The 11,272-nt window shown below is 71.2% G+C and carries 11 protein-coding genes and 1 pseudogene; 5 read left to right on the top strand and 7 right to left on the bottom strand.

Translation table 11 applies throughout. The annotated features are described in order from the left end of the window. Together ACN4JJ_RS14730 and ACN4JJ_RS14735 are read right to left on the bottom strand one after the other, a co-directional pair. Positions 1–297, bottom strand: a complete 297-nt coding sequence (locus tag ACN4JJ_RS14730; protein ID WP_440710843.1) for a polysaccharide deacetylase family protein — start codon at positions 295–297, stop codon at positions 1–3. A gap of 67 nt (positions 298–364) precedes the next feature. Beyond that, positions 365–622: pseudogene (locus tag ACN4JJ_RS14735) on the bottom strand (polysaccharide deacetylase family protein); the annotation flags it as partial. Between ACN4JJ_RS14735 and ACN4JJ_RS14740 the strand changes: the two are divergent. Beyond that, on the top strand, positions 531–977 hold the full coding sequence (locus ACN4JJ_RS14740) for a hypothetical protein (protein ID WP_440710844.1): 447 nt from the start codon (positions 531–533) through the stop codon (positions 975–977). The pseudogene ACN4JJ_RS14735 and the gene ACN4JJ_RS14740 overlap by 92 nt on opposite strands. A 61-nt stretch (positions 978–1,038) precedes the next feature. Here the strand turns inward: ACN4JJ_RS14740 and ACN4JJ_RS14745 are convergent, their stop codons facing one another. Further along, on the bottom strand, positions 1,039–2,346 hold the full coding sequence (locus tag ACN4JJ_RS14745) for a hypothetical protein (protein ID WP_440710636.1): 1,308 nt from the start codon (positions 2,344–2,346) through the stop codon (positions 1,039–1,041). Positions 2,347–2,427: 81 nt separating this feature from the next. Between ACN4JJ_RS14745 and ACN4JJ_RS14750 the strand changes: the two genes are divergently transcribed. Next, entirely contained in the window at positions 2,428–3,030 is a 603-nt protein-coding gene (locus ACN4JJ_RS14750) for a helix-turn-helix domain-containing protein (protein WP_440710637.1), read from the top strand. Next, positions 3,027–3,578 carry a DUF6036 family nucleotidyltransferase gene (locus ACN4JJ_RS14755; RefSeq protein ID WP_440710638.1) on the top strand — a complete coding sequence of 184 codons (552 nt, stop codon included), beginning with the start codon at positions 3,027–3,029 and terminating at the stop codon, positions 3,576–3,578. Before ACN4JJ_RS14750 ends, ACN4JJ_RS14755 begins: the two co-directional genes overlap by 4 nt. A 212-nt stretch (positions 3,579–3,790) precedes the next feature. Here the strand turns inward: ACN4JJ_RS14755 and ACN4JJ_RS14760 are convergent, their stop codons facing one another. Both ACN4JJ_RS14760 and ACN4JJ_RS14765 read right to left on the bottom strand, forming a co-directional pair. Further along, positions 3,791–4,708, bottom strand: coding sequence for an alpha/beta hydrolase (locus ACN4JJ_RS14760; RefSeq protein ID WP_440710639.1), 918 nt, complete (start codon positions 4,706–4,708; stop codon positions 3,791–3,793). A gap of 86 nt (positions 4,709–4,794) precedes the next feature. Beyond that, positions 4,795–5,814, bottom strand: coding sequence for an SDR family NAD(P)-dependent oxidoreductase (locus ACN4JJ_RS14765; RefSeq protein ID WP_440710640.1), 1,020 nt, complete (start codon positions 5,812–5,814; stop codon positions 4,795–4,797). Positions 5,815–5,928: 114 nt separating this feature from the next. On the opposite strand from ACN4JJ_RS14765, the gene ACN4JJ_RS14770 reads away from it, so the two are divergent. Further along, on the top strand, positions 5,929–6,624 hold the full coding sequence (locus ACN4JJ_RS14770) for a TetR/AcrR family transcriptional regulator C-terminal domain-containing protein (protein ID WP_440710641.1): 696 nt from the start codon (positions 5,929–5,931) through the stop codon (positions 6,622–6,624). Between the two features lie 220 nt (positions 6,625–6,844). On the opposite strand, the gene ACN4JJ_RS14775 is transcribed toward ACN4JJ_RS14770, so the two are convergent. Further along, positions 6,845–8,590 (bottom strand): DUF4407 domain-containing protein, encoded by a 1,746-nt coding sequence (locus ACN4JJ_RS14775; protein ID WP_440710642.1) that lies wholly within the window; start codon positions 8,588–8,590, stop codon positions 6,845–6,847. A 171-nt stretch (positions 8,591–8,761) separates the two neighbouring features. Between ACN4JJ_RS14775 and ACN4JJ_RS14780 the strand changes: the two genes are divergently transcribed. Then, positions 8,762–9,517: an SDR family oxidoreductase gene (locus ACN4JJ_RS14780; RefSeq protein ID WP_440710643.1), complete on the top strand. Its 756-nt coding sequence runs from the start codon at positions 8,762–8,764 to the stop codon at positions 9,515–9,517. 41 nt (positions 9,518–9,558) lie between these two features. Here ACN4JJ_RS14780 and ACN4JJ_RS14785 read toward each other — a convergent pair whose 3' ends face one another. Then, positions 9,559–11,250, bottom strand: a complete 1,692-nt coding sequence (locus ACN4JJ_RS14785; RefSeq protein ID WP_440710644.1) for a phosphodiester glycosidase family protein — start codon at positions 11,248–11,250, stop codon at positions 9,559–9,561. Positions 11,251–11,272 lie beyond the last annotated feature (22 nt).

Genomic DNA, 11,272 nt, shown 5'->3' on the forward strand with positions numbered 1-11,272 from the left:
TCAGCGCTGGAAGACGTCGTCGAGGGTGACCGTGCGCAGGCCCCGCTCGGCGATGAGGGACTGCAGTTGCGGGAAGACGTTCGTGACGGGCGCGAAGTTGAGGTGGCCGATCACGATGTGCTGGGGCAGGAACCAGGTCGTCGCGAAGTCGATCACCCGCTGCTCGGTGATCAGCCCCGAGTCGGAGAGGGTGCCGTACCAGAGCACCGGGCAGGTGTAGCCGATGCTCGCCGCGAGGCGGTCGACCCGGGCGTCGTGATAGCCGAACGGCGGACGGAAGTAGGGGCGAGCATCCACCCCGTACGTGCTCAGGGATGAAGTCGTGGTTGCGCTGCAGCTGGTCGATCACGCCCGCGTCGCTGAGCTTGGTGAGGTCGGCGTGGTCGAAGGTGTGGTTGCCGAGCTGGATCTGGCCCGACTGCACGAGCGGCCGCAGCAGGTCGGCGTGCTGCACCCAGCCCTCGTAGGAGCCGTTGAGGAAGTAGGTGAGCCGGGTGCCGGACGCCGCCGCGAACTCGGTGTAGAGGCGGATGACGTCGGCGTTCGAGCCGTCGTCGACCGTCCAGGCGAGCAGGTTCCCCTCGCCCGGCAGCGCGGTGATGGGGCCGCCCGGGAGCCGCACCTTCTGCAGGTCGGGGGTGAACTCCGCCTGGATCGGGCTGGGTTCGGGGGTCGGCGTGGGTTCGGGGGTCGGTGTGATCGCCGCCGCGGGGGTCGGCGTCGACGGCCCGGCGGGTGTCGCGCGGGCCGTCGGGGTCGCCGTCGATCCGGATGCCGCACCGACCGATGGCGTATCGGCCCACGAGACGGCGGCCAGAGCCGAGGCGCTCGCGACGACCCCGATACCGAGGGCGCCGAGGAAGAGCCGTCGGTCGATGACGACCAGCTCTCTGCGCGCGCGGGCATGCCTCGGGGTCAACGTCGTCCTCAGGGTCTCGGATGCGCGGCCGGCACTCCGCCACCGCTTCGACACCTGACGATAAGACAGCGCGACCGGTGTCCGCTACCACGTCTTCGGGTGTCAATTCCGATGCCGCGTCAGGCCCGCACCGACGGCGGCACCAGCCGCCAGCCTCCCCGCAGGATGAGCAACTCGGCATCCGCCCGCTTCCGCCGGGAGAGCCTGATGTAATCGACCGCGGCCCACACCTCCATCGCCACGCCCGCCGCGAGCACCCCAAAGCCCAGGACGGGCAGGTCGCCCGGCTCGGGCTCGGCGATGAGGAAGATGGAGAACAGCATCACGAGAAGCCCGAGCGTGCACAGCACGAAGGCGAGCACCATCCGGAACCGCCGGACGGGTTCCGCGAAGGCGAGCAGGTAGGGGGCGGCGAGTCCGCGACGGCGCTCGTCGGCATCGAGCCCGTCCCACGCCGTTTCGGCCAGCCGGCGGCGGTGCCGTACGTCGGCATCCGCGGCGGCGCTCCAGGCGAGAAGGAACAGCACGCCGAGGCCGAACCCGCCGACGACGAACACCAAGACCACGTCGTTGTCGAGGCTGCGCTCGAGCTCTTCCTGCACGACCGCGTACACGATCGCCGCCGCCGCGACCCCCAGCGCGGCGATCACCAGCCAGAAGAAGAGCCGTCGCAGCCTCCGCGCGACCGGCACCTGCTCGCTCAGCACCGTCGCCGCCGCGGCGTCGTCCTCCTCCCAGTGCCGTTCGAGCCGAGCCGCCTCACGGGCGGAGATCGCGGGGTGCCCCGAGGCGTCCGCATCCGGTGTCGCTCCGGAGGCGCTGTCCGGCAGCCCGGTCGGCTCCCCCAACTCGGCGAGCAGCGTGTGCGCGGAGACCCGCGACTTCCCGCCGCCTTCGGTGAGCGACACCGCCTCGGCGCGCTGCCGGTCGGTGAGCTCCCCCTCGGCTCGGGCGCCCTGGGTGCCGTCGCCGGGAACCCGTAGCGGGAGCTCCCGCACGAATCGCGCGAGGGCTGCGACGCCGTCCTCGTCCAGCCCGCGCATCGGCCGCCCGGCCACCAGCACCCGCGCCGACGGCCCCTCGGTGGAGACGAACCGGTACGCGAGGTAGGCCGCCCCGTTGCCCGACGACACCGCCCGCCAGCCCTCGGTGATGGTGTCGAGCGGCACCTCCCGGCCGCGCAGCCGAGCTACCCGCCGATCCGGATCCCACTCGATCACCGAGTACGCGATGCGCAGCCCGATGGCGACCCCACCGCCCAGCACGGCCCACACACTCAGGAACGCGAGCAGGTAGCTCCACGCCCCCGCACCGAGCGCCATGAACACCGCCGAGGCGAGGGCGGCGAGCACCGCGCTCCCGCCGGCCGTGACGACCACCACCAGCCGCCACGCAGCGGCCAAGGGATGCCGGCCGATGCGAATCATCCCCCCACCGTCCCACGCCCACCCCGATCCGACAACCGTCGGTGGATCGAGAGTATAGTTGCACCTATACCAGGAGGCATCGTGTCCGACCACATCAGAACTGCTCGAAGCCGCGCGGGGTTGTCGATCTACGACCTCGCGGCCTCGCTCGGGGTGACCGCCGGAGCCGTCTCGCAGCTGGAGCAGTCCGAGCGTGCAGGAACGATCAAGCTGGCGTCGCTCGAGCGGGCTCTCGCCGCGCTGGGTGAGAACCTGCACACGTCGACCTCACGCATCACGATGGCTCAGAGGAATCTGATGACCGCGCGGACGGCGGCGCGGGCGATCGAGGCAGAGCTCTCAGCATCTGATCCCGCAGCGGCACTCCGGCTCACGGTGCAGGCGGTAGACCACTTCCGTCGGGCCTCCTCCGACAACGAGATCCAGGATTTCCTCAAGAAGCCGGCCCCTCTTTCCGACGAGCGATGGGACACCTTCTTCGCGACAGTCGTTGGCTGGGGCGCCTCGAAGCGAGGCGTCATGCCGCCGAGGTGGACGAAGAGACCGCCCCTCGTGCACGAGTGGGTCCCCGGCCCCGACGACACCTATTCCCCCGGCTATGTCGACTTCCTCAAGACGGACGCTGCACCCGAGTTCCTGGAGCGTGGCATCGTCATCCGCGAACGCGATCTGGACGCGGCATGACCGAGGCACGCTTGTTCTCGGCCGACGAATTGGCCAGTTTGTTGACGGAGCTCGGCGAACGGATCGGCCGACGCGGCGAATCCGTCGATGCATACGTGATCGGCGGTGCGGCGATGGCCATCGGGCTCGGCTCGAGGCGGGCGACCGAAGATGTCGATGGCTTGTTCCGCCCCTTCGAGGTCGTGCGAGAAGAGGCCGCCGCAATGGCCGCGGAGCAAGGCCTTCCCTCCGATTGGGTCAACCAGAGCGCCTTCGCCTTCATGAGCTTCGAGAGCGACGACACGGATGCGCGGGTGCTCGAGATCGGTGGCCTGCATCTGCGGCTCGCGTCACCCCGATTCCTCCTCGCCATGAAGATGGCCGCGGGTCGCCTGAAGGATCACGAGGACATCGTCACTCTGATCCGGCATCTTCAGATCACCGATCCTGACGAGATCGTCGACCTCACGTTCGATGTCTTCGGGGAAGACGGAGTCTCCCTCACAGACAGTCGCGAGAGCGTGTTCTTTCAAGCCGAAGAGATGATCCGCCTCTCGCGTCGTCGTTGACATCCCGCCGCTCGACAGTTCTTTTCCACCGCACCACACTCCCGCGCCGAACACGAGCAGCAGATCACGCCGCACGCCCTCGATTGTGACGGCGCCAGCACGTGGTCGTCGAGGAAGACCCGGGTCAGTGCAGCGCGAGCCGTGGCGGCTCCGGTGGTCGTTTCGGAGGGAATGCTGCGCGCGGGGCGACGGCCGCGTCACCGGCCGACACGTCACTCGAGGGCGGCGCGGAGCCAGGCGCGGGCTCGGCCGAGCAGCGCGCGGGACGGGGCCGCGTCGCGGGCCCAGTTCTCGAAGCCGTGCGGGGCACCGGGGACGACGTCGAGGGCGACGGAGACGCCGGCCTGCTCGAGGCGGCGGGCGTAGTCGGCGTCTTCGGTGAAGAAGAGCTCGATGTCGCCGACCGCGATGAACGTCGGCGGCAGGCCGGAGAGGTCGGTGCGGCGGGCGGCCGCCGCGTACGGCGGCACGTCGTCGCGACCGAAGGCGGCGCCGAGGTAGCCGCTCCAGCCGACGCGGTTGGCGCGGTTGTTCCAGACCCAGTGGTCGAGGGCGTCGAGCGACTCGTCGGCCGCCGTGCGGTCGTCGATCATCGGCGCGAAGAGCACCTGTCCGACAGGCTGCACACCGCCCTCGTCGTGGAGGCGCTGCACGAGCGAGGCGGCCAGCCCCCCGCCGGCGCTCTCACCCGCGACCACGATCCGCGCCGGATCGATACCCAGCTCCGCGGCCTGCGACTGCAGCCAGAGCCACCCGGCGTACACGTCGTCGAACGGTGCGGGGAACGGATGCTCGGGCGCGAACCGGTAATTGGCCGAGATCACCGGGATCCCCAGTTCCGACGCGGTTCCGGCGCAGAACGCCTCGTCCTGCCGGGCGTCGCCGAAGAGCAGACCGCCGCCGTGCACCCAGAAGAGCGCGCCTCCACCTCGGCGCCGCCCCGGCGTGTAGAGACGGATGCGAGCGCCGTCCGCCTTCACGGTCGAGACCGCGACGCCAGCGACGCGCGGTACGCGCATCACCCGGGTCGCGATCCGGATGACGGCACGCAGCCACGCCTTCGACGGGTCGGTCGCGGGCAGCTTCAGCGTGGCCGCACGCAGAGCGGGGTCGACCTTCTCGATGTCCATCTCGGTCCTTTCCCGATCCTCTTCCCGATCCCGCCCAGCCGCCCGCCGCCCGCGGCCCGGCACCCGCCGCCCGCCGCGCGCCGCGCCTACTGCACAGACCAGCCACCGTCCGACGGCAGAACCACGCCGTTGATGTTCACCCCGTCGTCGCTCAGCAGAAAGGTGATCGACGCGGCGAGCTTCTCGGCGGTCGCGATCGACGGGATCGCGCTCTGGAACGGCTTCAGCCGCGCCGATCCGCTCTCCGACGGGCTCGCCGCCATCGGGATGCCCGTGGCGACCCCGCCCGGAGCCACGGCGTTCACCCGCAGGCCCTGCGGCCCGTACATGAACGCGGCGCTGCGGGTGAGCCCGATCACGCCGTGCTTCGACACCGTGTACGCGTTGCCCGAGGCGTTCCCCCGCAGCCCGGCCTCGGAGGCCGTGTTCACGATCGACCCGGCGCCGGCGGCGAGCATCACGGGGATGACCGCGCGGGTCAGCTTGAACGAGCCCGTGAGGTTGATGCCGATCACCCGGTCCCACATCGCATCCGTGGTCTCGTGCAGCGGCGAGAAGTCGTCGTTGATGCCGGCGATGTTGGCGAGACCGTCGATGCGCTCGCCCGCGGCCTCGACGATCGCGTCGATGTCGTCCTGCTTGGTGATGTCCCCCGCGATCGTGACGACCTCGGCATCCGGAACCGACGCCGCGAACTCCTGCAGCCGCTCGGCGCTGATGTCGACGGCCACCACCCGGCCGCCCTCGCGGGCGATTCGGGTCGCGGTCGCGCGTCCGATTCCGGATGCCGCGCCGGTGACGATCACGGTCTGGCCGGCGAAGCGCCCGGGGGTGATCTTCTCCACCCAGCCCGTGGCGGTGCCGGACTCCTCCGGCGCGACCCCTCCGTTGGCCTGCAGCACGAGGTCGTCGACGACCGACTGCGGCATCTGCCCCTGGCTCATCACCACGAGCTGCTGCAGCGGCAGCCCGCTGACCGGCGCGAGCGCTTCGTCGCCGACCCCCGCCGCCTTCAGGAAACCGCGGATGAGCGGCCCGCCGACCGGATGCTCGAGCCAGGTTCCGATGGTGCTCGCGGCGGTCAGAGGTGCGGAAGTGTCGGCCATGATCGGTCCTTTCGACGGTGCGTGAGCGACGACGCTCGGGATGGGCGGTCGCCCGTAGTCCGACGATAGTAATTCACGCCCGTGAATACAAGATGCGAGCGCTACAGTGAAGCCATGACCGCCGCCGTTTCAGACGAGCTGCCCCCGGAGCCGCGCGCACGTCGCGGCCGCGGCAACCGAGCCGGACTCACGCCGGCCCGCATCGTCGAGGCGGTGCGCGATCTCGATCCCGACACCATCACCGTGCAGGCCGTGGCCGACCGGCTGGGCGTCGACCGCGCGACGGTGCACCACCACATCAGCGACCTCGGCACCCTGCGCGAGCTGATGGCGCTCGACGCCTTCGCGGCCGGGTTCCAGCCGGTCGAGATCGCTCCGGATGCCACCTGGCGGGAGGCCTGCAGCGCGCTCGCGTATTCCATGCACGACGCGGTCATCGCCGCCAACGGCCATGGCGCCTACATCGAGCTGAGTGCCACCGACGTCGTGCTGCTCGAACCCGTCGAGCACACGCTCCGCATCATGATGGCGGCGGGTTTCGACGACGAGACCGCCGCGCGCGGCCTCGCCACGCTCGCGAGCTTCGCGGCCGCCGCGGCGCGCGAGCAGCTGATCGCCCGGCGCAGCAGCGGCCACCCCCAGGTGCCCGAGCTGCTGCGAGCGCTCGACGACCCGCGCGCCGCTGGCTTCACGAACCTCCGCCGCCTCGCCGAGGCCGACCTCGTAGGCGTCGACGACGCCCAACTGCACACGAGCATCGACCTCATCCTCGACGGCATGGCCGCCCGCCTCACGACGTCCCCCCGCTAGCGCTCGCCCCCTCGCCCCGTCGCCGACCCGTCACGTGCTCCCGTTATGACCCCGCCAGAACGGCACTGAGTGACGGCTCGCGAACCCTGGCACCAGGGCCCCCTTCCCCCTCGTCGACCCGTCACGTGCTCCCGTTATGAGCCCGCCAGAACGGGATCAGGTGACGGGTCGCGGGCGGCGGGGGTGGGGGGGGGGGGGGGGAGTTCGAACGCCGAGAGCGTCAGAGGTGGTCGGGGAGGCCCGCCCGGCGCAGGAACGCCTCGCGGTCGGCGTTGCGCGTGACGGGCTTCGCCGGCACGCGGCTCGGCACGTGATCAGCCGCGCGATCGGGGCCGCCGACCACTCCACCGGTGACGGCGTCGATGTCGTCGTCCACATCGAAACCGAGCTCGGCCAGCCGGGCCGTCGCGTCGTCGGACTCGCGCGCATCCTGAGCCCGCTCGCCCTGGACCCGCGCATCCTGAGTCCGGCCATCCTGAACCCGCGCATCGCCGGGCCGAACCGCGCCGGGGAATGCGGATGCCGTGGGCAGCCGGGCCGTGTCGGTCCGGTCCGCCGACGTGTCGATGCGGGCCGTCTCGGTCAGGTCGGCCGCCGCACGCGGCACGCCGCCGTCCCGTGCCTCGGCCGCCTCGAGGGAACGCTCCCACTCCCCCATCCGCGCCTCGGCCCGCTCGCCGGCGTACCCGGCCCACACCTGCAGCGCGCGCTCGATCACCGACTCCTGCTGCTCCAGCACGGCCTGGTTCACCCGTTTGCCGAACGCGAGCTGACGTTCGGCCCGGTCTTCCGCCACGGAGACCTGCACCCCCGCCTCGACCTCGATCGCCCGAGCGCGCTCCGACGCCCAGATCGCGCCGCCCGACACCTCGCCGTCCTCCCGCACGTCGACCATCCGGTCGTACGCGGTCGGCACGCCGAGGTTGGACAGCACCTTCACGATCACCGGCAACAGCTCGATGCAGATGAACAGCAGCGCGATCATGATGTGCGCCACGTTCAGCAGCGCGTTCGCCTCGCCGAGCCGGAACAGCGCCTCGAGTCGCGACAGCAGCCCCGCACTGTTGTCGACGGCGCTGTCGTAGGCCGCCTGCTCGGTGTCGCGCGCATCCTGAGCCTTGGCCAGCGTGTCCTTGTCGGCGGCGAGCTGCTCGGTCGCGGCATCGAGACGGCTCTGCGCCGAGGTCTCGAGGTTCGACTGCGCCGCGGTCAGGGCCGCGGCTTCGGCTTCCTTGGCCGAGTCCAGGCGCGCCTGAGCAGCCTGCACGGCCACGAGCTTCGACTGCGTCACCGCTCCGTCGCCCCGGATGCCCGTGCCGCCCGTGCCGTCGATCTCGGCGAGGTACGCGGCCTGCGCAGCGTCGAAGGCGGTCTGCGCAGCGGCCGTGGCGGCCACCGCGGCCGCGTAGTTCGGGTCGGACGACAGGTCGGTCTGCAGCCCCTGATCCACGATCGCCTGGTTCGCGGCGATCGACTTCTCGAGGTCTGGGATGGCGGCGAACCGCGGATCCGCGGCCATCCGCTCCTCGAACGCCGCCTTGTCCTCGGCCTGCATCACCTGGATCTCGGAGTTGATCTCCGCCGAGAAGATCTGCAGCGTCAACGGCGTCGAGATGACCGTTCCGATGATAAGCGCCAAAGCCACGCGAGGGATCGCGAGCCCGATGTTGCGCCACACGCCCTTCTGCTTGGCCATGCCGATGATCAGCAGCCGGTCGAGGTTCAGGATGATGACACCCCAGAACACGCCCACGATGACGGCGACCACCAGAGGCGCCCCCACGGCCATCACCAGCGCGAACGACGCCGACACCGCCGAGAGGAAGGCCGTGCTCAGGATGACGCCGCCCATCGCCACGAAGCGAGCGCGGTCTCCGGGCGCATCCTGCAGCACGTCGAGCCGGGCGCCGCCCAGCCAGGCCATGAAGTTCGACACGGGGTTGGCGTTGTAGCGGCGTTCTGACACGAGGTGCGAAGCTACCCCACCAGAATCAACGTTCCCTGGCACAATTCTGTGCTCTCCCGATGGGCGTGCCGAGCGGCGGTGCGGGGCTCGCCCGTCGCGGCTCGCACGGGCGCGGCTCGTCACCCGAGCGTCTGACGCCGTCGGCCGCTCGACCCCGCTAGCGTTGTCCGCATGAAGATCGCTGTCGCCGGAGGAACCGGAACCGTCGGACGCCACGTCGTCGACCTCGCCCGCGAGAACGGCCACGAGGCGGTCGTGCTCAGTCGCGGCACGGGGATCGACCTCATGTCCGGCGACGGCCTGGTTCCCGCTCTCGCCGGCGTCGACGTCGTCGTGGATGCCGCATCCGTCGCCACGCAGTCGGCCAAGGTGTCGGAGCGGTTCTTCGGAACGGTGACCGCGAACCTGCTCGCCGCCGAGGAGGCAGCCGGCGTCGGCCACCACGTCGCGCTCTCGATCGTCGGCAGCGACAAGGCCCCCTACGGCTACTACGCCGGCAAGGCCGTGCAGGAGCGGCTCGTCCGCGAGGGCGGCATCCCCTGGACCATCCTGCGCGCCACCCAGTTCCACGAGTTCGCGCAGCAGCTCTACGGTCGGGTCGACCTAGGCCCGATCCACCTGGTGCCCACGATGATCTCTCAGCCGGTCGCCGCCCGCGAGGTGGCCCAGCATCTCGTCGAGCTGGCCGAGGGCGGCCCCGCCGGCCACGCCACCGACCTCGCCGGGCCCGAGACGCTGAAGATGGCCGACATGGTCAAGGCCTACGCGACCGCGACCGGCGGCACCGGCCCGATCCTGCAGATCCCGCTCCCCGGCGGCTTCGGCAAGGCCATGCGCGACGGCACCACCGAGGCGGGGCCGGATGCCGACCGCGGCACCCAGACGTTCGCCGAGTGGATCGACGGGATCGCGCGCCCACCCCGCTGAGCCGAGGGCCGGTCAGCCCTCGCCTTCGGTCCGTCGAGCCGTCAGAGTGCTCGGCGGCGTGCCGCGATCACGGCCGACGTCGCGATACCCGCGAGCAGGAGCAGGCCGGCGAGCGCGATGCCGGAGACGGCGTCGTCCCCGGTCGCGGCGAGCGACGGGCCGTCCACGCCGGGCACGGGCGTCGGGGGCACCGGGGCGGGCGTCGGCGACGGTGTCGGAGTCGGCCCGGCGATAGTGCCCAGGAAGAACAGCCCGTTCGCCACGAGGCGCTGGTTGAAGTCGCCGTTGGGGTAGTTGTTGGCGCCGTCCTGGGTGTTCGTCACAGTGACCCGGGAGGGCCCGGACGGGCCGATCGCCGGCGCGCCCAGCTGGGCGACGAGCGTGCTCGACCCGCCGCCGTCGAGCAGGATGGCGTCGCTCGCGCCGAGGTCGATCACCGTCTGGGCGGCCTGCTGCCAGGTGACGCCCGGCGAGTCCTCCACGTCGCCGCTCGTGTTGGTGCCGCTCACCTTGTCGATCACCGCGAGCGTGACCGCGGTGCCGCTCTCGTCGAGGCCCACGACGGTCTCGGCGTTGGTGCCCTGCGGGAACGGGGTGCCCCCGGCCGGGAGGATCCGGCCGCCGCCGGCGATCTGACCCACGCCGCCCACGAGGGAGGTGATCCCGGCGCCGAGCTGCACGCGGTCCTTGCCGTCGCCCACGGCGAGCGCCTGCGGGATCTCGAGGGTGTCGCCGGCCTCGAGAGAGTTCTTGAGCCAATACCCGGCCGTCTTCTCGACGTCGCTCTGCGAGGCGAGCAGGATGATCTGTCCCGGCTCCAGCGCGGCGATCCCGGTGATCTGGCCGGGAAGGGCGACGGCGTCCACGACGTAGCCGCCCGATCCGTCGGCGTGGGCCGTGACCTCCACGGCGGCAGCGCTGGCGGGCACGATGTACTGCGAGTCAGGACTCTCGTTGTAGCTCGCGTTGAGCACCACCTCCCCCATGTCCGGCGTGATCAGCGTGATGCCGGCGCCGGTGGTGGGCTCGGCGTGGTCTTTCGGGCAGCCGGGCTGGGGGACGCCGTCGCCGAGGGTGTTGACCGAGTCGAGCGCGTGCTCATCCTGCACACTGCCGTCGGCGGCGAGCACCTGGATCGAGGCGTCGAAGTACACGTGACCGATGCCCATGGTGCCGTCGGCGTTCACGAAGACGCTCGCGTTGAGATCGGCGCTGTTCGGCGGGCTCTTCATCACCCGCCCGTCGATCACCACGCCGCCGCACACGACGCCGGAGAACGGCTCCGGGCTCTCGGTCTCGGTGAGCAGCGGACCCTTGTCGTTGTCGAAGTAGCCGCCGTTGACGCCGACGACGGCGCCGCTGCGGTTCGCCATCGAGGTGACGGTCTCGTTGGTGATGCCGGGATCCGTCCCCGCCGGCGAGCCGACGGGCTGGAAGATCAGGTCGTTGCTCTGCACCACCTGCGGGAGCACACCGGCCACGGTGAGGTCGATCGAGGCGGAGTGCACGTAGGCGCCCTGCGCCGGGTCGTTCGGGTCGTCCGGATCCGGCGCCCCGGTGACGGTGCAGCCGAGGCTGATGCCGTCGGCCACGTACTGCGGGCTGGTGACGCACTGCCCGGGCAGGGTCAGTTCGGGCAGGGGCTCGGTGGCGAAGGCGCTCGCGCCCGATCCGGCCGCGACGAGTGCCGCGGCGAGACCGGCCGTGAGGGCGAGAGAACCGGCTGTCAGCATCCGTCGGTGCGCCACCGTGCGC

Source organism: Herbiconiux dendrobii, from assembly GCF_052048175.1.
Classification (GTDB): domain Bacteria; phylum Actinomycetota; class Actinomycetes; order Actinomycetales; family Microbacteriaceae; genus Herbiconiux.

Coding starts and splice junctions, on each gene's coding strand:
- ACN4JJ_RS14740 (WP_440710844.1), top strand. CDS start 531: ATGACGTCGGCGTTCGAGCCGTCGTCGACCGTCCAGGCGAGCAGGTTC.
- ACN4JJ_RS14745 (WP_440710636.1), bottom strand. CDS start 2,346: ATGATTCGCATCGGCCGGCATCCCTTGGCCGCTGCGTGGCGGCTGGTG.
- ACN4JJ_RS14755 (WP_440710638.1), top strand. CDS start 3,027: ATGACCGAGGCACGCTTGTTCTCGGCCGACGAATTGGCCAGTTTGTTG.
- ACN4JJ_RS14760 (WP_440710639.1), bottom strand. CDS start 4,708: ATGGACATCGAGAAGGTCGACCCCGCTCTGCGTGCGGCCACGCTGAAG.
- ACN4JJ_RS14765 (WP_440710640.1), bottom strand. CDS start 5,814: ATGGCCGACACTTCCGCACCTCTGACCGCCGCGAGCACCATCGGAACC.
- ACN4JJ_RS14770 (WP_440710641.1), top strand. CDS start 5,929: ATGACCGCCGCCGTTTCAGACGAGCTGCCCCCGGAGCCGCGCGCACGT.
- ACN4JJ_RS14780 (WP_440710643.1), top strand. CDS start 8,762: ATGAAGATCGCTGTCGCCGGAGGAACCGGAACCGTCGGACGCCACGTC.
- ACN4JJ_RS14785 (WP_440710644.1), bottom strand. CDS start 11,250: ATGCTGACAGCCGGTTCTCTCGCCCTCACGGCCGGTCTCGCCGCGGCA.